This is a genomic window from Rathayibacter sp. AY1C9 (genome assembly GCF_002932315.1).
GTDB lineage: Bacteria > Actinomycetota > Actinomycetes > Actinomycetales > Microbacteriaceae > Rathayibacter.
In genome coordinates this window covers 1-23,463 of the sequence record NZ_PSVZ01000015.1, presented here as the reverse complement: position 1 = coordinate 23,463, position 23,463 = coordinate 1, and the positions used below count along the sequence as shown (strand labels likewise).

The window sequence follows — 23,463 nt, the reverse complement described above, 5'->3', positions numbered from 1 at the left end:
CCGGTGCATAGCCCACCGATAGCGTCGGACACGGCCCGTTGGGGCGGGCCGCCTTCGGGGGAAGGCACTAAGGGGAAATCGGGGGCTCGCGGCACACGCCGCGGGCCCTCTACCCGTTTCCGGGCCGCTGCCGGCAGCTCCCGTCGCCTCAGCGCCGCTTCGAGCGCGGCCGGTTCTGCGCGGCCGGGCGCTGCGGGATGCGCGGAGCGCCCTCGCCGGCGGCACCCTGGGGGAGCGAGGACGCGGGCGGGATCGGGCGGCGGGTCACCGGGCGCACCGGCTCGCCGCGGCGCGTCTGGCCGGGGATCGGCCGGGAGCGGCGCCCGTAGATGAGCTCGGACGAGTCGAGCAGCCACGGGACCAGCGCCACCGTCACTCCGTGCACCAGCAGGAGCTTCTGGCGGATCCGCCGCGACTTGTGGTTGTGGAGGAACGCCTCCCACCAGTGCCCGACGATGTACTGCGGCATGTAGACGGTGGTGATCTCGGAGCCGTGCTCGAGGCGGTGGGCCTTGATGTACTTGATCAGCGGGTACGAGATGTCGCGGTAGGGCGAGGCCACGCAGCGCAGCGGCACCTCGATGTCCATCTGCGCCCAGTCGGCCTTCAGCTGCGCGGTCTGCGCGTCGTCGATGGAGGAGTGCACCGCCTCCAGCGTCTCGTGCCGCGCCGCGATGGCGTAGTCGAGCGCCTTCAGCGTGGGCTTGTTCATCCGGCCCACCAGCACGATCGCGTGGTCGCCGTTGGCGCCGAAGGTCGTGGTCGGGTCGACCTCGATCTCCTTCTCGACGTCGCGGTAGTAGCGGTAGACGCCGGCCATCAGGACGCCGAGGATCGGCATCACCAGGTAGACGAGCCAGGCGCCGTGGGTGAACTTCGTGATCGTGACGACGACGAGCACCGCGAACGTCAGCGTCGCGCCGAACAGGTTGATGGCCAGGCTCGTGTAGACGGTGCGCGAGCCCTCGCCGTTGCGGATCATCCGCACCCAGTGCTTGACCATGCCCGACTGCCCGAGCGTGAACGAGACGAAGACGCCGATGATGTACAGCTGCACGAGGCTCGTGAGCGAGGCCTGGTAGACGAGCAGGATGATCGCGGCGACGAGCGCCAGGATGATCACTCCGTTGGAGTAGATGAGGCGGTCGCCGCGGGTGTTCAGCGACTTGGGCGCGTAGCCGTCGCGGGCCAGCACGGAGCCCAGCAGCGGGAAGCCGTTGAACGCGGTGTTCGCCGCGAGGAGCAGGACGGCGGCCGTCGCGGCCTGGATGATGAAGAACAGGATCGTGTTGTTGCCGAACGTGGCGGCGGCGACCTGCGCGATCACGGAGCGCTGCGGGGTCGTGGCGCAGTCGGCGAAGCCGACCAGGTGGCAGGCGTTCTCGGCGTAGTGGACGTTCGAGAGCAGGGCGAGGGCGGTCAGGCCGACGAAGAGCACGATCGCGATCGTGCCCATCGCGACGAGGGTGCGCTGGGCGTTCTTGACCTTCGGGGCGCGGAACGCGGGCACGCCGTTCGAGATCGCCTCGACGCCTGTGAGCGCCGCGCAGCCGCTGGCGAAGGAGCGCAGCAGCAGGAGGACGACGGCCGCCTGCGTGAGCTGCTCGCCCTGCACGGTGAAGCCCGCCGACTCCGCGACCGGGGTGTCGCCGAAGGCGGTGCGGACCAGGCCGACGACGACCATGACGAAGACGCTCGCGACGAAGAGGTACGTCGGGACGGCGAAGGCGCGGCTCGACTCCGAGACGCCGCGGAGGTTCACGGCCGCCAGCAGCACCACGAAGAGGATGGCCAGCTCGACCCGCAGCGGCGCCAGCTCGGGTACTGCGGAGATGATGTTGTCGACTCCGGAGGCGACCGACACGGCCACGGTGAGCACGTAGTCCACGAGGAGGGCGGCGGCGACCGTGAGGCCCGCGGTCTCGCCCAGGTTGGTGCGGGCGACCTCGTAGTCGCCGCCGCCGGACGGGTAGGCCCGGATCAGCTGGCGGTAGCTCAGCACCACCACGACGAGGAGGACGACCACGCACGCGGCCACCCAGGGGGCGAAGGTGAGGAAGGAGAGTCCGCCGAGCAGCAGGATCATCAGCAGCTCCTGCGGCGCGTAGGCCACGGAGGAGAGCGGGTCGCTGGCGAAGATGGGGAGCGCGAGCCGCTTCTGCAGCAGCTGTCCCTCGAGCTTGTCGCTGGGGAGCGGCTCGCCGATGAAGAAGTGCTTGGCGGTGCGCAGCTCGGTCGCGTCGGCCGATGATCCGTCCGCGGCGGACGGGGGGCCCTCGTGTGTCACGAGCGATGACACTACTCCGTACGAGGGGGCAGTCAAGACGGCCGGGAGCGGGCCGAGCGGAGGCTGATCCCGCGCTGTGACCGGGAGTTTCCCGGTGCGGCGGGGAGCGGCGGCCGGCGTGCTCGCGGCCGACGCCCCGAGCGGGGGGTCAGCGGCCGTCGCGGGTCGCGGCTCCGATCAGGCCGGTGAGGCTGTCGCGGAGCGCGATGAGCTCCTCGAGGGGGACGTCGAGCCGCTCCACGATCTGAGGAGGAACCTGCAGGGCCTGCTCGCGGAGGGCCGCTCCGGAGGGGGTCAGCGCGACGTCGAGGCGGCGCTCGTCGTCGCTGCTCCGGGCGCGCGTGACGTGGCCGCTCGCCTCCAGGCGCTTCACGAGCGGGCTGAGCGTGGCCGGCTCGAGGCGCAGCGCGGAGCCGAGGTCGGCGAGCGAGCGGGGGCTCCGCTCCCAGAGCGCGAGCATCACGAGGTACTGCGGGTGCGTGAGCCCGAGCGGCTCGAGCACGGGGCGGTACAGCCCGATGACGGTGCGCGCCGCGACGGCGAGGGAGAAGCAGACCTGGTTCTGGAGGGCGAGCGGGTCGGTTTCCACGGCGTCATCCTCTCATCGTGCCCTGATGGTTAGTACACTAAGGATATGACGCGGAAGAAGACCGGCTCCCTCTACCAGCGCTTCAACGCGCGGCTGTTCCCCTGGATCGGCCCGCCGCCGCTCGGCCCGTACGACCAGCCCGAGCAGGAGGCGCCCGCGGGGCAGGCATGCCCGCTCTGCGGCCGGCCGATGTCCGAGCACGTCATCGATCGCTCCGGTCCGCGCACCCAGCTGTACTGCCCGAGCGACCCCTCCTGAGTCGCACGCCCCCGTTCGGGGGTCGGGGGCTTCGGGCGGCGGGGGCGGATGATGAGCGCATGTCCCGTCTGAGCCCCACCGCCGCCCGCGTCGTCCAGTACAGCCGTTTCGGCGACGCGGACGTCCTCGAGATCGCCGAGGTCGAGCGGCCGAAGCCCGGGGCGGGCGAGGTGCTGGTCGAGGTGCTCTCCGCCGGGGTGAACCACATGGAGGCGTTCATCCGGCAGGGCCAGTTCGACTCCGACCACTCCGCGGCCTTCCCGATGCGCCAGGGCACCGACTTCTCGGGCGTCGTCGTCGCCCTCGGTGAGGGCGTCACCGACATCAAGCTCCGCAGCGACGTGGTCGGCCACGCGCTCGTCGGCTCCCACGCGACCCACGTCGTGGTGCCGCGCCGCAACCTCGTCGCCAAGCCCGCCTCCGTGAGCTGGGAGGTCGGCGGCGCGCTGTTCCTCGCCGGAGTGACCGCGTGGCGCGCGCTGGAGGCCACGCATGTGGGACCCGACGACACCGTCCTCGTCTCCGCGGCGGCCGGAGGAGTCGGCAGCCTCGAGATCCAGCTGGCGAAGCTCCGCGGCGCGACGGTGATCGGCACCTGCGGCGAGCGCAACTTCGACTACCTCCGCCAGATCGGCGTGAAGCCGGTGGTCTACGGCGACGGGATCGCCGACCGCATCCGGGCCGCGGCGCCCGGCGGGGTCACGGTGTTCCTCGACAACTTCGGCGGGGAGAACGACGCCCTCGCCGACGAGCTCGGCATCGCGGCGGGCCGCTTCCACTCCAGCGACGACCGCAAGGAGATCGAGCTGCGCGCCGTCTGGCCCGACGCCGAGACCGCCCAGCGCGACACCGAGATCCTCGGCGAGCTGGTCGGCCTCGTCGGCGAGCAGAAGCTGCGGGTGCTCGTCTCGGGCTTCTACCCCTTCGACCAGGTGCAGGACGCCTTCGACGACCTCGAGAAGCGCCACTCGCGCGGCAAGATCGTCCTCGGCATGAACCCGGTGGACCCGGCGAAGGTCACCAAGGCGCGCGACATCCACGAGGCCGGCCGCTAGCCGCACCCTCCCGGCGGCTGTCCGGGCTGCTCTCCGGGCGGCCACAATGGGGCCGTGGCGCGCGGACGCCCGGGAGGAGTGACGCGATGGAGGAGCCCGTCGTCGCGATCGTCTGGATCGTCTCGTTCGTGGTGGTGACCGTCCTGGTCACCGGGCTGTCGGGGCGGGTGAACTGGTCCGCTCCCGTGGCGCTCGTCGCCGTCGGGGCTCTCGCCTCCTTCGTCCCCGGGATCCCGGAGGTGGTGGTCGAGCCGGACGTGGTGCTGTTCGGGATCCTGCCGCCGCTGCTCTACGCGGCGGCGATCCGCACCTCCGTCCTCGACGTCCGCGCTCGCGGCGACAGCATCCTCCTGCTGTCGGTCGGGCTCGTCGTCTTCACGGTCGCGGTGGTCGGCGCGGTGGCCTGGATGGTCGTCCCGGCGATCACGGTCGCCGCGGCCCTCGCGTTCGGCGCGATCGTGGCGCCCACGGACGCGGTGGCGGTCACGGCGATCGCGGGGCGGCTCCGCCTGCCGCGGCGCATGCTCACGGTGCTCGAGGGCGAGAGCCTCCTCAACGACGCGACCGCGCTGGTGGCGCTGAACGCCTCCCTCCTGGCGATCGTCAGCACGGTCACTCCCGGGCGCATCGCGCTCGACTTCGTGCTGGCCGTGGCGGTGGGCGGCGGGGTCGGGATCGGCATCGCCGTGCTGCTCGGGTTCGTGCGCAAGCAGGTGCAGTCGTCCGTCCTGGACACGAGCCTCTCGCTGGTGACGCCCTACGTCGCGTTCATCCCGGCGCAGCTGCTGCACGGCTCCGGGGTGCTGGCGGTCGTGGTCGCGGGGCTCTACCTGGGCTACCGGGCGCCGGTCATCCAGTCCGCGCAGGCGCGGATCGCGGAGTCGCTCAACTGGCGGACGATCCAGTTCCTGCTCGAGAACGCGGTGTTCCTCTTCATCGGGCTGAGCCTGTCGTCGGTGGTGGAGGCGACGGCCGACTCGGGCATCGGGGTCTGGCAGACGGTCGGCATCGGCGCGGCCGTGCTCGCGGCGCTGGTCGGGAGCCGCGTGGCCTGGATGTGCATGACGACGCTGCTGTTCCGGCACGGTCCGCGCCGGCTGCAGCAGCGCGGGTGGACCTGGCCGACCGCGATCGGGGTGTCGTTCGCGGGCATCCGCGGCGTGGTCACCCTCGCCGCCGCGTTCCTCCTGCCCGCGGAGACGCCGCAGCGCGCGTTCCTGCAGTTCCTCGCCTTCATCGTGGTGGCGGGGACGCTCGTCGAGGGGCTCGCGCTCCCGCGGCTCGTCCGCGCCCTGAAGCTGCCGGCCCCGAACGAGATGCAGGAGCACGTCGAGAAGCAGATGCTGCTCGCCGAGGCGCAGGCCGCCGGGCTCGCCCGGCTCGACGCGGAGCCGCAGGACGGAGTGGAGGACCGCGTGCTCGACCGGCTGCGGCGGAACGCGACGTTCCTCGCTGACGCCCTGGAGAACCCGCCGGAGGGCGAGGGCGTGGAGCCGCTCCCGCAGGCCTACAACCGGCTCCGGCGCGTGATGATCGCGGCCGAGCGGGAGGCGGTGCTCCGCGCGCGCTCCGAGGGGCGGTACCAGGAGCCGGCGGTGGTGAGCGCTCTGGCGTTCCTCGACGTGGAGGAGGAGGCGCTGGCGGTCGGGCGGCAGTAGCGCCGGGAGGGCGGGGACCCCGGGCGGGATTCCCGCCCTCCCGGCGGTGCGGTGTCCGGGCTCAGCCCAGGGTGGAGCGGACCGAGGCGCGGGCCTCGTCGAGCGCGGCGCGCAGGGCGTCGACGCTCGCGGTCGTCACGGATCCCGAGGAGGCGGCGGTGCGCAGCTCCGCGCGCAGCTCGTCGCGGAACTCGGTGAGCAGCACCTCGGCGTCGCGCAGAGCGATCCGCGAGGCGGTGCGCGCGTCGGCCGAGGCCGGTGCGGCCTGCTCCGGCGCGGGCTGCTCGGAGGGGGTGCCGGACGTGTCCTGCGGGCGCGGCTCCTCGGCGGAGTGCTCCGGTCGGCGTCCGGGCTCCCGCGAGTCGCGCGCAGCGCTGGCCAGGTCGGCGCGGAGGCTCTTCATCGCCTCCGCGACGCCGAGGCGGACCTCGTCGGCGAGCCGGCGGACGGAGTCGGTGAGCTCCTCCTCGATGTCGCCCAGGTCGGTCGCGCGGTTCGCGAGCTCGGCGCGGCCGGCGTCGGTGATGGAGTAGACGGTCTTGCGGCCGTCGGCCTCCTTCGTGACGAGTCCCTCCTCCTCGAGCTTCGCGAGGCGTGGGTAGACCGTGCCGGCGCTGGGCGCGTAGGTGCCGCCGAAGCGCTCGCTGAGCGCCTGGATCAGCTCGTAGCCGTGGCGCGGCGACTCGGCGAGGAGGTTGAGCAGGTAGAGGCGCAGGCGGCCGTGCGCGAAGACGGGGCTCACAGCGAGCTCCCGTCCATCGGGCGGCGGCCGTCGGCGGGGCCGGCGCCGGGGGAGCCCCAGCCCTCGCCCACCGAGGCGGAGGACGCGGCGACGGACCGGCGGACGACGACCACGTCTCCCGAGACGGAGTTGGCGGCGACGTCGACCCACTTCGAGTCGAGCGAGCCCGTGGTCGAGGTGAAGCCCCGGCCGAAGGTGCCCTTGACGACGGAGCCGTCGAGCTGGAGCGTGCCCGAGACGGTGTTGATGCGGTAGCGGGCGCCGAGGCCCTCGTCGACGCGGATCGTGAGGTCGCCGCTGACGGTGTTGGCCTGGATCCGGTCGGGGGTGCCCTCGGCGTCGACGAACACGCTGCCCGAGACGCCGTCGACGGTGAAGCGGGTGAGCTCGCCGGTCGCGGTGACGTCGCCGGAGACGGTGCGCGCGGTGACGCGGCCGGTGTGGCTGCGGACCGAGAGCTCGCCGTGGACGGTGTTCACCTCGATGTCGCCGTGCAGGCCGTCGACGACGATGTCGCCGCCGACCGTCGAGACGCGGGCGTCGCTGTGGAGGCCCGAGACCAGGCCGTCGGCCGAGACGGTGTCGAACTTGAGGTCGACGCCGCGGGGGACGAGGAGGCTGATGTCGGCGCGGTCGCCGCGGCGGCCGAGGCCCTTCACGACGTCGACGATGGTGTCCCAGCGGAGCTGGACGTGGTCGATCTCGAGGCGGTCGCCGTCCATCGAGACCTTGAGCGGGCGGCCGTCGACGCTGTGGACCTCCACGCGGGCGGTCGGCTCGTCGTGGGCGATGACGTCGATCTGGCCGCCGACGAGGGCGACCTTGACCGAGCGGACGACGTCGAGGTCGATGACCTTCGTCTCGCCGGCCTGTACGAGCCATTTCTCGAGGGACATGAGCTCCTCCTCCTGCACCGGGGTGCCTTTCTGAAACGCGATACATCGCGAGTGGACGAGAGTCACGATATATCTCGATCGTAACGGTCGGCAACGGCGCTCGGCCGGTTCCCAGCGTCGAGCGGTCGGGACCGGGGGCGGGGCCGCGGCGCGGCGAGGCCGGGGGCCGGAGCCGGCGCCGCCGTCGAGGGGGTGAGGGCGCGGCGGGCGCCGTGGTAGACCGGGCGCATGGACCCGATAGCGGCACTCGAGGAGATCGCGGCACTGCTCGAGCGGGAGCGGGCCTCCCGCTACCGGGCGAAGGCGTTCCGCCGGGCGGCCGCGGTGCTGGAGGGGATGGCGTCCGCCGAGCGGGACGACCTCGCCCTCGTGCGGCGGGCCTCCGGGATCGGCGACACGACCTTCACGGTGATCGAGCAGGCGCGGTCGGGCCGGGTGCCCGACTACCTCGCGGAGCTGCGCGGCTCGGCTCCTCCGCCCGCGAGCGCCTTGCGGGGACGGCTGCGCGGCGATCTCCACAGCCACAGCGAGTGGTCCGACGGGGCGACGCCCGTCCTCGCGATGGCGGACGCGGCCCGCGCGCTCGGCCACGAGTACCTGGCGCTCACCGACCACTCGCCGCGGCTCCGGGTCGCCCACGGTCTCAGCGCGGAGCGGCTGGAGGAGCAGCTCGCCCATCTCGCGGGCCTCGACACCGGGCCCCTGCGGCTGCTCAGCGGGATCGAGGTGGACGTCCTCGAGGACGGCGCGCTCGACCAGACGGACGAACTGCTGGACCGCCTCGACGTGGTCGTCGCGAGCGCCCACTCGAAGCTGCGGCTGCCCTCCCGCGAGATGACGGCCCGGCTGGTCGCGGCGGCCTCGGATCCGCGGACCGACGTCCTCGGCCATGTCACGGGGCGGCTGGTGTCGGGCGAGCGCGGCACCCGCCCGCCGTCGACCTTCGACGCCCGGGCCGTGTTCCGGGCGTGCGCCGACCACTCCACCGCGGTCGAGATCAACGCCCGCCCCGAGCGCGAGGACCCGCCGGACGAGCTGATCGCGGTCGCGCTCGAGGAGGGCTGCCTGTTCTCGATCGACAGCGACGCGCACGCTCCGGGCCAGCTGGGCCTGCTCGACTACGGAGCCGAGCGGGCGGAGCGGCTCGGCGTCCCGGAGGAGCGGATCGTGACCACCTGGCCGGTCGAGCGGCTCCTGGAGTGGACCCGCGGCTGAGGATCCTCGCGCGTTGCGCAAACGAACTGCGGCCATCACCCCCTTGACAGGAGGCCGTACCGCGGGAGGAGATCCGACGCAAGTGGCGAAATCCCAGCCGCCCACGCGGCATGCTCGGTACCGGTCCGCTCCTCCTGGGCCGCTCCAGCGGTCGGGAGTCGCGCTCCGTCGCACTCTCCGCTCCGACAGACCAGGTGAACCATGGCCACGCAGACCGCTCTCGACGCCGTGCGCGCCGCTCCCACTCTGCTCGAGGCCGTCCGGATGGCGGACGAGCTGACGGTCGCCGCGGTGAGCGACGGTGGTGGCCGCGCGGTGCGCCTGCTCACCCGCGCAGCCCTGGACCCCTCGGACCAGCTCACTGCGATCGCGGCCGTGCACTCGCTCGCGCAGGTCTTCGACGAGGAGGCCGACCTCGCGCTGCTGATGCTGCTCGAGGACGAGCGCCCGTACCTCCGCGAGCACGCCGCCTGGGCCTTCGGCGGGCGCCTGCCCCGCCCCGCCGCGCTCGGACCGCTGCTGCGCCTGGTCCGCGACGGCGGCTTCTCGGGCATGCTCGCGCAGCGCACCGTCCTGCTCTGGGCCTCCTCGACCCCCGACCTCGTCGCCGTCGCGCTCGAGGGCGCGCTGCTCGGCGAGCGCGAAGCGGCGGCCCGGGCACGGCTCGTCGAGACCCTGGGCCTCGTGCCCGGCACGATCGCCGAGCGCACCCTCCTGCACGTGGCCGCCGATCGCGCGGAGGGGCTGGAGGCGCGGGCCGCCGCGACGGACGCGCTCGGCGAGCGCGGCTCCGACGACGCCGAGCTCCTGCTCACCGGCCTGGCCGAGGAGGCGGCGCCCATCGGGCCCCTCGCCCGGCTCGCCCTCGGCGACCTCGCCCCCGCACCGGCCGTGGAGGCAGGGCCGACGGTCGCGCAGCTCTTCGTCCACGCCGACATCGACGGCACCCTGACGCGGGTGGGCGCCGGCGACAACGGCGGTATCGCGACCCTGCTGGTGCGCCTGGGCGACTCGCTCGTCGAGCAGGAGGGCATCGACCGGGTGCTCACGCTCTCGCGCGGGACTCCGGCCGAGGCCGAGCGCGCGCTCGGCGAGCTGCCCGACTCCGGCCACGGCTTCGCTCCGGTCCCGTTCGTGGGGCCGCCCGTGGCCATGCCTCAGGCGTGGAGCCGTCGCATCGCCGCCGAGCGCGGCATCCGCCGGATCCTGCGCGCGGCCGGCCGGGTCGACGTGCTGCACCTGCGCATGGCGGACGTCGGATCCCTCGCGGCGGCCGCGGTCGCCCGGGAGCTCGAGATCCCCGTCGTGTTCACCCTCGCTCCGGACCCGCACGCCCTGATCGCGGGCCTGGACGCCTCCGGCGCCCTCACCCGCGCGGACTTCGGTGAGCGCGACGCCGCCGAGCACTTCTGGTTCCGCGTGCGCCTGGTGCAGCGCCTGGCCGCCGACGCCGCGCACACCGTCCTGTTCCCGCGGGAGGAGCTGGCGGCGACCATCCGCGAGCTGATCGGCGTCGACATCACCGCGCACCCGGAGCGGCACACGATCGTCCCGGAGGGGATCGACGTCGGCCTGGTCGAGCGCGGCGAGGCGGCCGCACGGGCCTCCGCCGCCGGTGAGCCGGTCGCGCTGGACGAGGGCGGGGACCTGGCCTCGCTCGACCTCCTGCTGGAGGAGCTGCCCGAGCACCGCCGCGGCCTCCCGCTGCTGCTCAGCGTGGGCCGCCTGCACCGGGTGAAGGGGATGGCAACGCTCGCCGAGGCCTGGGCGTCCGACCCCTCGCTCCGGGAGCGCGCCAACCTGCTCCTGGTCGGCGGCGACCTCGCCGACCCGAGTCCTGACGAGCGCGAGCAGCTCGACCGCATCCGCGCCGTCGCGTCCGACGGGCTGCTCCTGGCCGGCCACCGCCCGAACGGGACCGTGGCCCGCTGGCTCGGCGCGATCCGGCACGGCCGACCGGGGCTCTCTGCTCCGGGAGGCGCCTACGTCTGCGCGAGCGTCAAGGAGGAGTTCGGCATCGCCCTCCTCGAGGCGCTCTCCGCAGGACTGGTCGTCGTCGCTCCGGCGACAGGCGGGCCCGCGACCTACGTCGAGGAGGGGGAGACCGGCTTCCTGGTCGACACCGCCGACCCCGCGGCGCTCGCCGCCGGCGCCGCCGCCGCACTGGATCTCGCAGGAGGGCCTCTCGGCGAGCACGCCGCGGCCCGCGGGCGTGCGATGGTCGCCGAGCGCTACACGGTGCAGGCCATGGCTCATGCCCTCTCGGGCGTCTACGCGCACGCGACCGCGGACCAGGAGCGTCCTCTCCGCTCGCCGCTCGTGCTGGGGGCCTCGTGACCCTGCTGATCATCAGCCCCGACTACGCGTCGCACCTGCTGCCGCTGGCGACCCTCGGCACAGCGTGGCAGGAGGCGGGCGAGCGCGTCGTCGTGGCGACCGGCGACGCGACGCGCTCCATCGTGGACGGCTTCGGATTCGAGCACATCGCGCTCCGGCTGGGGCGCGGCTCCAACCCGGGCACGATCCGCGCGGAGGAGCAGGCGCCCGACGAAGGCGCGTCCCTCCGCGGCTTCTTCGACGCCACCCGGCGCGGGATGGTCCCGACCCTCGCCTACCAGGCACGGGAGCGGCTCACCGACCTGCTCTGGGATCCGGCCGGCGTCGCCGCGCGCCTGCGCGTGATCCTCGACGAGGTGCAGCCCGACGCGATCGTGGTCGACCACCTCGCCTTCACCGCGCGCGTGGCGCTGAAGGCACTCCGCGTGCCCTACGGCGACGTCGTGCTCGGCCACCCCAGCGCGCTCACGGTGCCCGGCGAGGTCTACGGCTTCCCCCCGGTCTGGCCGGACGCCTTCGCTCCGGAGCCGGACGACCTCGATGCGCTCCGCTCCCTCTGCGAGCGTGTGCGCGACTCCTTCACCTCGGAGTGGAACGCCGCCCTCACCACCCTCGACCCCGGGGCGGCGCCCAGCGCCGACGCCTTCGCCGAGAGCGGCGACGTCCTGCTGCTCAACTACCCGGGCGAGCTCCACGACTCGGCCCGCACCGCTCAGCTGCCGCCGCACGCGTTCCTCGGCTCCGCAGTCCGCGAGGAGCCCGACGACGCGGAGGTCGAGGAGTGGCTCGCCGCGTCCGAGGATCCGGTCGTCTACGTGAGCTTCGGCAGCTTCCTCTCGGTGCGCGACGACGTGCTCGCCCGGGTCGTCGAGGCCCTGGCCGGCGTCGAGGTCAGGCGCAGGCCCGTCCGGGTGGCTCTCGCCTCCGGCGCGACCGAGCGCTCGGCTCTGGGCGAGATCCCCGAGGGCTGGCTGGTCCGCGGCTTCCTGCCGCAGGTCGCGCTCCTGCGCCGGGCCGTGCTCGCGGTCAGCCACGGCGGCAACAACAGCGTCACGGAGGCGATGACCGCGGGCGTGCCGCTCGTCGTCCTGCCGTTCTCGACGGACCAGTTCGCGGGGGCGGCCGCGCTCGAGGACGCCGGGTTCGCCGCCGTGCTCGACCCCAACGCCGCATCAGCGGGAGAGCTCGCGGAGGCTGCGCGGCGGATGCTCGCACTCGACGCTCCCGCCCGGGAACGGCTGACGGCGCTCGCCGAGGGCCTCGCCCGCGAGACGGGGCCGCAGCGGGCCCTCTCCGCCCTGAGCGGAGCGACCGTCCAGCGCTAGCCTGGGCCGATGGTCGAGCCGACACCCCGGGACGCGCCCCTGCGCGCCGAGCGGGACGCTGGGCGGGCGGAGCCGATGCTGCGCGCTCTCGGCGCGTTCGGGCGCTTCGAGGGGATCGTCCCTCCGCTGTTCGAGGCGGCCGTGCGGATCCTGCACCCCTCCGACGACCCGCCCCGGCGCTGGCGCGAGGTCGCCGAGCGGGAGGGGACGCTCCTGCATCCGCTCGCGCAGTGGTACTCGCTCACCGGCGAGCATCCCGACGAGTACCCGGAGCCCCGCCTCGGAGTGCTCCCGCTCGACGAGCTCGCGGCCGTCGCCGCCGTGCTCGCGGAGCACACGAGCACCCCCGACGACTGCCTCGCCGTGTTCTGGGAGGGGTTCGGCGTGCTGAGCGGCGGGTCGCGGATCCTGATCTCCCGCGCGGACGCCTCGGACGAGCTGCCCGAGTGGATGAGCGACACCCGGCCGACCGGCTGGGAGCACCCCGAGACCGCCGCCGCGGCGACGGTCGAGCTGCCGGGGCGGGAGGGGCCTCTGCTCTCGCTCGACGTCAGGGTGCTCGAGGACACCGCGTGGGCGCGTGCGGCGGGCTTCGCCGACGCCTCCGGGCTCGTCGTGCAGACTCCGCTCGCGCTCTGGCCGGAGGACCGGGCCTGGTACCTCGCGAGCGAGGTCGACTTCGACTCGACGCTGATCGGCGGCTCGCGCGCCCTCGTCGACGACCTGCTGCGGCTCTCCGCCGCGGGGCGCATCGAGGCGCTCCTCCTGCCGGATCAGGTGGACCTCACGAGCACCGGTGACCGGCTCAACCCGAGGCGGCGGTGACGGGGTGAGCGACGAGGACGACGAGCGCTGGCTCGTGGTGAAGGGCCGCCGATGGCGGCGCACCGACCCCTCGCTGCCGGAGGACGTGGTCGCCGGCCTCACCTCGCACCTCGGGCGCGGGCGCTCGGGAGTGCGCTCGGCCAGGATGCACGAGGACGCGGAGGCGGAGGCGCTGGCTCGCAGGAGGGTCGGGCTCGCCAAGCACGGGCTGGGCGAGCGCGGACCGGCATGGTGGGACGAGCCCGAGGCCGATCGTCTCGAGCGCGCCCGCGAGGCGCTGCGGGCGCTCGAGGAGCTCGACGCTCCGGAGGACTGACTCGGCTTCTGCATCCCCCGAGCGTGCTCGCCGGGCGAGGCGGGCGGGGAGTGCCCGAGCGGATCCGGGGAGAGCGCGCGGAACCGCGGCCTGTGGAGGAGGACCGCCCCCGCCGAGGCCGCCCGCCGAGCCCGCCCGCCCCTAGCGGAACCTCACCACGAAGCCGTCCTCCGGCCCGGTCGGGAAGCTCTGCAGGCTCACGCGCAGATCCTGCCCGTCCTCGACGTCGTACGGGTGCCCCGCGGCCAGGAGCTCCAGCGCCGCGGACAGCAGGTCGACGGTCGCCGGCTCGCCCGGGCACCGGTGGTCGCCTCCGTAGTGCCCGCCGCCCTGGGCGATGAAGCCGTTGCGGTCGACCGGCGACCGGAACCGCTCCGGATCGAAGCGGCCCGGCGCCTCCCAGTGCGAGCCGTGGTCCGTCGCGTAGAGGTCGAGCAGCATCCACTGCCCTGCGGGAAGCGTCTCGCCGCGGAAGTCCAGCTCCCGGCGGGCCCTTCCTCCGACCATCGGGAAGAACGGGTAGAAGCGCCGCACCTCGTTCGCGAACGCGACGCGCTCCTCCTGGTCGGCGAGCCGCTCCCGCCACTCCGGATGCCGGTGTAGCGCGAGCGCCGCCAGGACCACGAAGCGCCCCACCGCGACCGTGGGCCGCAGCAGGTTGATCAGCTCCACCGCGGCGACCTCGACGGGGAGGAGGCCGCCGTCCTCCTTCTCGTGCGCGATCCGGTGCAGGGGAGTCGGGGAGGGTCCGGCCGTCCGGTTCGCCTCGATCAGGCCGCGCGCCCACCGCTCGGTCGAGCGGCGGCGGAGTCGCGCGGCCCAGTTGGGCGGGCCGAAGCGCCCGGCGTTGTCGATCATCGCCCGGAGCTCGTCCGTGCGCCGCAGCACCTCCTCCTCGTCGGCCTCGATGCCGGCCCACGACAGGACCGCGCGGCCCAGGACCTCGGCGGCGACGTCCTGGAGGCGGACCCGCTCGCCGGTCAGCCGGGCGGCGGACGCCTGCCACTCCCGCGCGAAGGCCGAGACCAGCCTCGACCGCTGCTCGGGCGTCTCCACCAGATCCAGGAACATCCGCTTCCGCCTCCGGTGCGGCTCGTCCTCGAGGGTCTGCACGCTGCCCTCGTCCTGCAGGAGGTGCAGCACGGAGCCGGGCAGCGCGCCCTCGCGGTCGAAGCGCCCGCCCTCGTAGAAGAAGCGCGCCGCCTCGATGCCGCGCGCCATGATCACGGGCCGTCCGAGGATCCGGGTGCGGAACGCGTCCGCGCCCACGTCGTCGAAGCGCCGCGTCCCGAAGAGGTAGCCGTCGGCGAGGACGGCCATGCTGCTGTCGATCGCGGGGAGGACGGGGATCGAGGCGGCGATCAGCCGGCCGATCCCTCGGTGTCGTCGCCCTCGGCCTGCGAGGGCTTGTCGACGCCCGCGTCGTCGACGTGGTCGTGGTTCTGCGGGTTCTCCTGCGGCTGCTCGGTCCGGTCGGTCATGGTGCTCCTCTCGCGTCGGCGCGGTGCGCGCCTCGCGGCCACGGTAGGAAGAGCGCGGCGGAGCCGGGTACCCCGTTGACTCGCGGGGGAGGGGCGGGCAGACTCCGCCGCCCTCAGCGCCTCCGCAGGAGGACCGGCGCGGTCGCCCAGACCACGGCGAGCAGCAGCAGCACGCCTCCGCCCGCCCAGAGGCCTGCCGGCCCGCCCAGCACGACGTCGAACACGAAGCCCACGACTCCGACGAACAGCAGCGATCCCGCCGCGAGGCACACCGTGACCACCCGGTTGCCGAACCGCACCAGCTCGGCCTTCCTCCGCCGCTGGAACAGCAGCCGGTGGGCGATGACGGGCGCCAGCGCCAGGATCGTGACGCACGCGGCGAGCAGGACGAGCACGAGGTAGAGCGCCACGTCGGGCGGCGCGAGGTCGGCGAAGCGCTGCTGGAAGCACAGCGTCAGCAGGAAGCCGCCCAGGATCTGCGTGCCGGTCTGCACGACCCGCAGCTCCTGCAGGATCTCGTTCCAGTTCCGGTCGGATCGCTCCTCCACCGTCTCGTCGCGACCGGAGTCGGGGGCGGAGGGGTCGACGGGTCGGTCGCTCATGGAACGAGGGTAGAGCTCAGGCGAGCAGGGACTCCGCCAGCGAGATCGCCCCGCGCACCCCGGACTCGTCGCCGAGGGCCGGGCGCACGATGCGGATCCGCCCGCCGCCCGTCCCCGTCGCTCCGGGCGCGCCCATCAGCCGCTCGACCTCGGCCTCGACCGCGGGGACGAGCCCCGGCGTCTTCGACACGCCTCCGCCGACGACCGCGAGCCGCACGCCCGCGACGTAGGCGAGCGTCGTGACCAGCTGCGCGAGGTAGTAGGAGCTGAAGCGGAGGTTCGCGGCCGCCTCCTCGGTGCCGAGGCGGGAGCCGTCGACGCCCCAGCGCGCCGAGATCGCGGGACCGGCGACAAGGCCCTCGAGGCAGTCGCCGTGGAACGGGCAGGTGCCGGCGAAGCCGTCCTCGGGGTGGCGGCGGGGCAGCAGGTGCGCGACCTCGGGCCAGCCGCTGCCGGCGAGGAGCCGTCCGCCCGCGATCACGCCGCCGCCGACTCCGGTGCCGACGGTCAGGTAGACGAAGTCGTCGACTCCGGCCCCGGCGCCCCAGCGGGCCTCGCCCAGGGCGGCTCCGTTGACGTCGGTGACCAGCGCGAGCCGGGCGCCCGGTGCGGCCGCGCCGATCGGGCCGAGGACGTCGGTGCCCTCCCAGCCGAGCTTCGGCGTGGAGGTGAGGTGCCCGTAGGTCGGCGAGCCGGGGTCGATGTCGAGCGGGCCGAAGGAGGCGACGCCGACCGCGGCGACGGTGCCGTCGACTCCGTGGCCGCTGACGAAGCCGGCCAGATCGGCGAGAGTCTCGGCGGGCCCGCGGGTCGGCAGGGTCGTCGTCGCGAGGATCCGCTCGGGATCAGCGGCGTCGGCGACCGCCGCGACGACCTTCGTGCCCCCGGTCTCGATGCCGACGAGGAGGGGACGGTCGGCGGTGGCGCTCATGGATCTCCAGGGCTCGTGCGGTGCGTCTCGGGTCTCAGCAGGCGGACAGCGAGCGCACCTGCGCCGACAGGGTCAGGGGGCTGCCGAGGAGCAGCACCTGATCGAGGTCGTGGCCCTGCATCTTCACACGGGTGCTGCGCGGCAGGCAGGTCGGCTCGCTGAGGTAGAGCGGGGCGCCCTGCTTCGCGGCGACCGGGCCGACGGCCAGCGCGTCGGCGAAGCCGGTGGCGGTCGCGAGGTAGACGGTGTCGCCCAGCTCGGACGGCGGGAAGACGTCGTTGAGGTGTCGGCTGGTGTCGTGGCGGTCCGTCCCGGCGATGCGCGACACGGTGTCGGCGATCTTCGCGGCGCGCAGGTCTGCCTCGACGGCGGTCGAGATCGACGGCGCGCCGCCGAGCAGCTGCACGGAGGAGGGGTCGAGTCCGGCGAGGGTGTCGCGGGTCGGCTGGTCGAGGCGCGAGCGGGCGCCGTCGACGAGGAGGACGGGCTCGGCGCGGCGGCCGGCGATCGGCGCGACCGAGAGGGCGTCCGGGAAGTTGGTGCCGGTCGCGACGAAGACGTTCTCGTAGCTGCCGTCCGGGAAGGCGTCCTCGACGATCCGGCGCGAGGTGTCGTAGCGGTCGACGCCCTCGATGCGCTCGGTCGGGATCCCGAGGGCCTTCACCTGCTGGAGCACCGACTCGCTCACGGAGAGGGCGCTGCCGACCACGACGATCCGCTGCGGGGCGAGGCGGCGCAGCTCGGCCGCCACCACGGCGGGCAGGACGCTCGGGTCGGTGAGCAGGAGGGCGCCGCCCTGCTTCGCGGCGGCGGGGCCGGCGCTCAGCGCGTCCGGCCAGTTCGCTCCGCTGGCGAGGTAGACGACGGGGGCGCCGTCGGCGAATCCGGAGGCGGTCACCGCGACGGCGGTCGCGTACCGGTCGGTCCCGGCGAGGCGGGCGACGTCGGAGGAGTAGGCGGACGGGAAGAAGTCGATGCCGCTGCGGCCGCCCGGCGGCACGGAGACGACCGCGCGCTCGTCGAGGCGGGCCAGGCGCGAGAAGTACTGGTCGTCGTAGGCGGGGTACCCCGGCTCCACGAGGCGCAGGAGGTAGTCGCCGGCGGGCAGGGCGAGGTCGCCCGTGTCCCACGCGCGGGCGGCGCCGGGGGCTCCGGTGACGGGGACGGTGTCGAGCAGCGAGTACGTCCCTCCGTCGACCCACCAGGCCTGCACGTCGAAGGAGGGGGAGGAGACGCCCGGGACCGCGTCGGCGGTGACCGATCCGGACAGCTCGGCGCTGCGCAGGAGGGAGATGGCGACGGACTCGTCGGTCCCCCGGGTCGTCCTCGCGGCCTCGGCGACCGGGGTGTCGCCGAACCAGGTCGGGTACCAGTCGTCGCTGCCGATCAGGTTCGCGCGGACGGTGAGGGGCTCGCCGCCGGGAACGGGGAGGGAGAAGTCCGCGCCCGTGTTCGCCTGGGCGACCACGTCCCCTTCGGCGTCCTCGACCTGGACGTAGAAGTACGGGTTCTCGGGGGCGGGGTGCTCCTCATCGGCGTCGCGGAGCGCGATGGTGCCGGACAGGACGACCTCGGCGGCCGCCTCCTGCGCGGCGCTCGCGCCCGGGAGATCGGGGGCGGCGACGGCCGGACCGGCGGCGAGGCCGGCCAGCAGGAGAGCGGAGACGCCGATCGCGGCGAGGGGGCGTGCGGGCACGGCGGGCCTTTCGGCAGGATCCGCGGGAGGCCGCGGCGGACACGGTGTCTGAATGCTAGCCGCCGCCCGCCTCCGGGCGAGGGCGGGTGTCGGCGGGATGGGCCCCCGTCCGGGGGACGGTGGTGGTGGATTCCCGGGGCCGCCGGAGGAGTCCGCGCGAGCAGGCTCCCCCGGCGGCCCGGGTCGGATCCCCTACTTGACGACCGCTGCGGTGGCGGCGGAGGTGCGCGTCGCCGTCGTGTAGTCGGCCTTCTTGCCGGTGACGGTCACCGTGATCTTCTTCCCCACCGTGGCGCTGGTCGGCTTGTAGGTGGCGGAGGTCGCCCCGGAGATCGCGGTGCCGTTCGCCTTCCACTGGTAGGTGAGGGCCACCGGCGAGGGACCCCACGTGCCCGGCTTGGCGGTCAGGGTGGATCCGACCTTCGCGGTGCCGGTGATCGTCGGGGTCGCGGCGGAGAGGGTGCCCGCCACCACGGCGCTCGTCTTCGCAGAGGTCTTCGTCACGGCGGTGAATCCGGACTTCGACCCCGTGACCGTCACGGTGATCGCCTTGCCGAGAGTGGCGCCGGTCGGCGTGTACGTCGCAGACGTCGCCCCGCTCAGAGCGGTGCCGTTCGCCTTCCACTGGTAGGCGAGGGCGACGGGGGAGGGGCCCCAGGTGCCGGGCTTCGCGGTGAGGGTCGAGCCGACCTTCGCCGTGCCGCTGATGGTCGGCGTCGCGGCGGTGATCGCGCCGCCGGTCACGGCAGCGGTCCCGGAGGAGACGCGTGTCGTCGAGACGTAGCCCGACTTCGAGCCCGTGACGGCGACGGTGATCACCCTGCCCGCGTCGCCCGCGACCGGACGGTACGTGGTGCCGGTCGCCCCGCTGATCGCGGTGCCGTTCGCGCGCCACTGGTACGCGAGGGCCACGGGGGAGGGGCCCCAGGTGCCGGCGCTCGCCGTGAGCGTCGAGCCGACTGCGGCGGTGCCGGTGACGGTCGGAGTCGCGGCGGTGAGGGCGGTGCCGCCGATGCGCACGACGGTCGAGATGGCCTCGCTCTCGCCTCCGGCGTTGATCGCGCTGACGCTCATCGTGTAGGCCGCGCCCGCAGCGAGATGCGTGAACGTGAAGGAGCGGGCTGTGGCGGCAACGGTCGTCGACCACGGTCCGGCTCCCGCGTTGTCGACGCCGTTGCGCGAGACGCGGTAGCCGGTGACGCCCGGGTTGCCGGGCCAGGTTGGAGGTGTCCACGAGATGGTCGCGGATCGCTCGCTGTCGTTTGTTGAGCCGGTGACGCGGGTGGGGGCGGACGGAGCTACATACGGGTCGGCGGTCTGGACGAAGGTCGTCGGGGAACTGCTGCCGAGCGCGTTGATGGCCTGGACGGTGAAGGAGTAGGACGTATTGGGCCGGAGGTTCGTGAAGGTCTGCGAGCGGCGGTCGGCCGAGACGACGGTCGACCAGGGGCCGCTACCGGACGCGTCGGTGCCGCCACGGCCTACTCGGTAGCCGGTGATGGCGCTGCCCCCGTCGTAGTACGGTGTGTTCCACTCGATCGTGATGGACGTTCCAGTGGAGTAGGCGTCACGTCCGCTGGGCGAGTTCGGTGCGGAGATCTCGGCTCCGAATGTGGCGCAGGACGCGGGGGAGTCGGAGTATGTGCCGTACTCCGACTCGTAGCTCCTCTCACTCACTGACGAGGCCCAGACGCAGAAGACATAGCGATGGATGGGCAGGTACGGGAAGTTAAACGCTGTGTCCGTCGATGCGAGGTGCCCGTCGAAGCGGCCTTCGTCAGAGGGGTCGTCTGACGACTCCAGATCGTCGATCGTGTAGTGGTATCCGTCGAAGTTGCAGGTTTCGCCGCGAGCAGACGGCCGCTCCCACCGGGCGGTAGCGAGGTAGGCGGACGGGTCCGCCGCGACCCGCAGATCCCCTGGTGCCGGGACGTCCCAGAAGTGGAGGAACGAGGTCTCGCTCGGCGCGCTCTGAGTGGACGATGCTGCAAGCGCAACGCCGTCGGAGCCGCCGATGAAAGGGGCCCGGAGATCAGAGACGCTGGATACCTGGAAGAAGTACTCGTCCTGACCCCGAGGAATGTCGATCGTGGTGGACGCGGTCTTCCCCGTCTCAACGAGTCTCACTGAATAGTAGTTCCCGTAGTTCTCCTGGTCGTAGTAGTTCGTGTAGCGGCCGTACACGTGGATCCGATATCCGGCCGTCGCCGACGCGGACGGCGTCCAGGAGACGGTGACCGCATCGGTGCAGTCGTTGTCGGTCACGGTCACGTTCGTCGGCGCAGCCGGCGAGCCCGCGGCCTGGGCCGGGGTCGCGACGAAGAGGGAGAGGAGCAGGGCGAGGAAAAGGGAGACGCTGAGGGTCTTCGTTCGCATGGAGGAGGGCATCCGGATTCGTCGGAGCGAGAAGGCCGACGACTGTCGGGCCGGAGGAATCGTCCCATGCCGCTTATCGCTGCACTAAGTCCCCCATTCAGGGCGGAATTCGACGGATTCGACAGATGTCATCAGCGCGATGACAGGCGAGAGGGAGAAGGCCTTCTCCCCGAGAGGCGCAACGACGTCCCTTCGAAAGCCCCTGCCTGAGAGCGAGAGAAAGGAGCCGCGACGGCATCACGGCGCCCCGCGCGAGAGCCGCGGCGGTTTCCCGCGCCGCACCGGCCGTTCACGCGCGTTCCGTGCGCCTCACGGCGAGAACCGCACGATCGGCGCGTGCAAGACTGGGCGCGAGCGTGCTCCATCCTGTCGCGTCATGCGCGGGGCACGGAGCCACTGGACCCGGTCCGCTCATCCGCATCCTTTCGCAGGAGGACTCGAATGACCGATACCGCCGTGCTCGCCGAGGCACCCGCCCGAACCGCCGTCGCGAAGACGATCCTGATGTGCCGTCCCGAGCACTTCACCGTCGTCTACCGCATCAATCCGTGGATGGACCCGCAGGTCCCCACCGACACCTCCCTCGCCGTCCGGCAGTGGCAGACCCTCTACGACACCTACGCCGACCTCGGCTTCACGATCGAGCTGATCGAGCCCGAGGCCGGACTGCCGGACATGGTCTACGCGGCCAACGGCGGATTCGTGATCGACGGCATCGCCTACGGTGCGTCCTTCACCTACCCCGAGCGCCAGCCCGAGGGCCCGGCGTACATGGACTGGTTCCGCTCGGCCGGCTTCGACGTCCGCGTCCCCGAGGAGGTCAACGAGGGCGAGGGCGACTTCCTCCTCGTCGGCGAGCGGATCCTCGCCGGCACGGGCTTCCGCTCCGCCTCCGACTCGCACGCCGAGGTCGCCCGCGTCTTCGGCCGCGAGGTCGTCACGCTCGAGCTCGTGAACCCGTCGTTCTACCACCTCGACACCGCGATCGCCGTGCTCGACGACACGAACATCGCCTACCTTCCGAGCGCGTTCAGCGAGGAGGGCAACCGCACCCTCCGCGAGCTCTACCCCGACGCGATCCTCGTCTCGGAGGAGGACGCGTCCGTGCTCGGGCTCAACTCCTTCTCCGACGGCCTCAACGTCGTCATCGCGTCCCGCGCGACGGGCTTCGAGCGCCAGCTGCGCGAGCGCGGCTACAACCCGATCGGCGTCGACCTGTCGGAGCTGCTGCTCGGCGGCGGCGGCGTGAAGTGCTGCACGCTCGAGCTGCGCCGCTGACCCGCTCCCCGTGGTCGGCGACGCGCAGCGCCGACCCACCCTCCACTGTCCACGATCCGTCGCACTCGACGCCGAGTGCGACGACTCCTGGAGAGTCGATCGTCCCCTCAGGAGGAACGACATGAGCATCACCGACACCGACACCGCCCGCTCCGCCGCCCTCATCGCCGCGGAGGAGGAGCACGCCGCCCACAACTACCACCCGCTGCCCGTCGTCGCGGCCACCGGCGACGGCGCCTGGATCACCGACGTCGAGGGCGTCCGCTACCTCGACTGCCTCGCCGCCTACTCCGCCGTGAACTTCGGCCACTCGCACCCGGTGCTGCTGGAGGCGGCCCGCGAGCAGCTCGGCCGCGTCACCCTGACCAGCCGCGCGTTCCACAACGACCGCCTCGGCCCGTTCGTCACGGCGCTCGCCGCGCTCGCCGGCAAGGACATGGTCCTGCCGATGAACACGGGCGCGGAGGCGGTCGAGTCGGGCATCAAGGTCGCCCGCGCCTGGGGCTACCGGGTCAAGGGCGTCGCTCCGGGCCGGGCGAACATCGTCGTCGCGGCGGGCAACTTCCACGGCCGCACGACCACGATCATCTCGTTCAGCGACGACGCGGAGGCGCGCGACGGCTTCGCCCCGTTCACGCCCGGATTCCGCACGGTCCCGTTCGGCGACGCGGAAGCCCTCGAGGCCGCGATCGACGACGACACCGTGGCGGTGCTGATCGAGCCGATCCAGGGCGAGGCGGGCATCGTCGTGCCGCCGGCCGACTACCTCCCGGCCGTCCGCGAGATCACCGCGCGCCGCAACGTCCTCTTCATCGCGGATGAGATCCAGTCCGGCCTCGGCCGCACCGGCGCCACCTTCGCCTGCGACCTGGTCGGAGTCGTCCCCGACGTCTACCTGCTCGGCAAGGCGCTCGGCGGCGGCATCGTCCCCGTCTCGGCCGTGGTCGCGGACGCCGACGTGCTCGGCGTCCTGCAGCCGGGCCAGCACGGCTCCACCTTCGGCGGCAACCCGCTCGCCGCCGCCGTCGGCCTCGCGGTCGTCGAGATGCTCGCGACCGGCGAGTACCAGGCCCTCGCCCGCGAGCGCGGCGCCCAGCTGCACGCCCGCCTCGAGGCGCTCATCGGCCGCGGAGTGGTCGCCGTCCGCGGCGCCGGACTCTGGGCCGGCATCGACATCGACCCGGGGCTCGCCTCGGGCCGCGCCGTCTGCGAGGCCCTGATGGCCCGCGGAGTGCTGGCCAAGGACACGCACGGCTCGACGATCCGCCTGGCGCCGCCGCTCGTGGTCACCGCTGCCGAGATCGACTTCGCCGTCGACGAGCTGGAGGCCGTGCTCGAGTCGCTGCGCTGAGGCGCACCGTCCTCCCTCCGCGAGGTGCCGCTCCGGTCCGCGACACGCCGTGTCCGGCGTGCCCGAACGGCATCCCGCGGGAGGGGGAGGGACGTGTTGAGACGGGACGTCTCGACGTCGCGGCAGGCCGTCGCCGCTCTGCGATACTCGCGCGATGAGCACACCTCTCCGCCCAGCGGCGTGTCCGCGGCTCGGCTGATGCGGTCCCAGATGTTCCCTGCGCCACCGCCGGCGGCGAGAGCGAG

At 73.4% G+C, this 23,463-nt stretch carries 19 protein-coding genes; 10 read left to right on the top strand and 9 right to left on the bottom strand.

The window, feature by feature from the left end; all coding sequences use genetic code 11:
• Positions 1–148: 148 nt before the first annotated feature.
• Positions 149–2,287, bottom strand: coding sequence for an APC family permease (locus C5D09_RS11080; protein WP_374952928.1), 2,139 nt, complete (start codon positions 2,285–2,287; stop codon positions 149–151).
• Between the two features lie 148 nt (positions 2,288–2,435).
• On the bottom strand, positions 2,436–2,876 hold the full coding sequence (locus tag C5D09_RS11075) for a MarR family winged helix-turn-helix transcriptional regulator (RefSeq protein WP_104263100.1): 441 nt from the start codon (positions 2,874–2,876) through the stop codon (positions 2,436–2,438).
• 45 nt (positions 2,877–2,921) lie between these two features.
• On the opposite strand from C5D09_RS11075, the gene C5D09_RS11070 reads away from it, so the two are divergent.
• From C5D09_RS11070 to C5D09_RS11060, 3 genes are all read left to right on the top strand, one after another.
• Positions 2,922–3,134 carry a hypothetical protein gene (locus tag C5D09_RS11070; protein WP_104223750.1) on the top strand — a complete coding sequence of 71 codons (213 nt, stop codon included), beginning with the start codon at positions 2,922–2,924 and terminating at the stop codon, positions 3,132–3,134.
• Positions 3,135–3,193: 59 nt separating this feature from the next.
• On the top strand, positions 3,194–4,189 hold the full coding sequence (locus C5D09_RS11065) for an NADP-dependent oxidoreductase (protein ID WP_104238704.1): 996 nt from the start codon (positions 3,194–3,196) through the stop codon (positions 4,187–4,189).
• 86 nt (positions 4,190–4,275) lie between these two features.
• Complete coding sequence (locus tag C5D09_RS11060) at positions 4,276–5,847, top strand: sodium:proton antiporter (RefSeq protein WP_104223748.1); 1,572 nt, start codon at positions 4,276–4,278, stop codon at positions 5,845–5,847.
• 61 nt (positions 5,848–5,908) lie between these two features.
• Here C5D09_RS11060 and C5D09_RS11055 read toward each other — a convergent pair whose 3' ends face one another.
• Both C5D09_RS11055 and C5D09_RS11050 read right to left on the bottom strand, forming a co-directional pair.
• A complete protein-coding gene (locus C5D09_RS11055) occupies positions 5,909–6,589 on the bottom strand; it encodes a PadR family transcriptional regulator (protein ID WP_104226827.1) in 681 nt (226 codons plus the stop codon).
• Positions 6,586–7,485, bottom strand: coding sequence for a hypothetical protein (locus tag C5D09_RS11050; RefSeq protein WP_258063310.1), 900 nt, complete (start codon positions 7,483–7,485; stop codon positions 6,586–6,588). Before C5D09_RS11050 ends, C5D09_RS11055 begins: the two co-directional genes overlap by 4 nt.
• A gap of 228 nt (positions 7,486–7,713) precedes the next feature.
• Here C5D09_RS11050 and C5D09_RS11045 point away from each other — a divergent pair, with 228 nt between their 5' ends.
• The 5 genes from C5D09_RS11045 (at position 7,714) to C5D09_RS11025 (ending at position 13,503) form a co-directional block, all read left to right on the top strand.
• The gene (locus tag C5D09_RS11045; protein WP_104263102.1) at positions 7,714–8,700 is read left to right on the top strand and encodes a PHP domain-containing protein; all 987 of its coding nucleotides are present in this window, start codon (positions 7,714–7,716) and stop codon (positions 8,698–8,700) included.
• Positions 8,701–8,901: 201 nt separating this feature from the next.
• Complete coding sequence (locus C5D09_RS11040) at positions 8,902–11,037, top strand: glycosyltransferase (protein WP_104269322.1); 2,136 nt, start codon at positions 8,902–8,904, stop codon at positions 11,035–11,037.
• Positions 11,034–12,362 (top strand): glycosyltransferase, encoded by a 1,329-nt coding sequence (locus C5D09_RS11035; protein WP_104269321.1) that lies wholly within the window; start codon positions 11,034–11,036, stop codon positions 12,360–12,362. The genes C5D09_RS11040 and C5D09_RS11035 overlap by 4 nt, the downstream gene beginning before the upstream one ends.
• Positions 12,363–12,371: 9 nt before the next feature.
• Entirely contained in the window at positions 12,372–13,187 is an 816-nt protein-coding gene (locus C5D09_RS11030) for a hypothetical protein (RefSeq protein ID WP_146085631.1), read from the top strand.
• Positions 13,188–13,191: 4 nt separating this feature from the next.
• Positions 13,192–13,503: a biopolymer transporter Tol gene (locus C5D09_RS11025; protein ID WP_104256066.1), complete on the top strand. Its 312-nt coding sequence runs from the start codon at positions 13,192–13,194 to the stop codon at positions 13,501–13,503.
• Between the two features lie 141 nt (positions 13,504–13,644).
• Here C5D09_RS11025 and C5D09_RS11020 read toward each other — a convergent pair whose 3' ends face one another.
• The 5 genes from C5D09_RS11020 to C5D09_RS11000 form a co-directional block, all read right to left on the bottom strand.
• Positions 13,645–14,823: a cytochrome P450 gene (locus C5D09_RS11020; RefSeq protein WP_104269319.1), complete on the bottom strand. Its 1,179-nt coding sequence runs from the start codon at positions 14,821–14,823 to the stop codon at positions 13,645–13,647.
• Positions 14,824–15,097: 274 nt separating this feature from the next.
• A complete protein-coding gene (locus C5D09_RS11015) occupies positions 15,098–15,586 on the bottom strand; it encodes a DUF6328 family protein (RefSeq protein ID WP_104223741.1) in 489 nt (162 codons plus the stop codon).
• Between the two features lie 16 nt (positions 15,587–15,602).
• Positions 15,603–16,517, bottom strand: a complete 915-nt coding sequence (locus tag C5D09_RS11010) for an ROK family protein (RefSeq protein ID WP_104247415.1) — start codon at positions 16,515–16,517, stop codon at positions 15,603–15,605.
• Positions 16,518–16,551: 34 nt separating this feature from the next.
• Positions 16,552–18,213 carry a cell wall-binding repeat-containing protein gene (locus tag C5D09_RS11005; protein ID WP_104269318.1) on the bottom strand — a complete coding sequence of 554 codons (1,662 nt, stop codon included), beginning with the start codon at positions 18,211–18,213 and terminating at the stop codon, positions 16,552–16,554.
• 192 nt (positions 18,214–18,405) lie between these two features.
• Positions 18,406–20,589 (bottom strand): fibronectin type III domain-containing protein, encoded by a 2,184-nt coding sequence (locus tag C5D09_RS11000; RefSeq protein ID WP_181135036.1) that lies wholly within the window; start codon positions 20,587–20,589, stop codon positions 18,406–18,408.
• A 441-nt stretch (positions 20,590–21,030) separates the two neighbouring features.
• Between C5D09_RS11000 and ddaH the strand changes: the two genes are divergently transcribed.
• Positions 21,031–21,867 carry a dimethylargininase gene (gene ddaH, locus C5D09_RS10995; protein ID WP_104256072.1) on the top strand — a complete coding sequence of 279 codons (837 nt, stop codon included), beginning with the start codon at positions 21,031–21,033 and terminating at the stop codon, positions 21,865–21,867.
• A 121-nt stretch (positions 21,868–21,988) separates the two neighbouring features.
• A complete protein-coding gene (rocD, locus tag C5D09_RS10990) occupies positions 21,989–23,218 on the top strand; it encodes an ornithine--oxo-acid transaminase (RefSeq protein ID WP_181067838.1) in 1,230 nt (409 codons plus the stop codon).
• Positions 23,219–23,463: the final 245 nt, after the last annotated feature.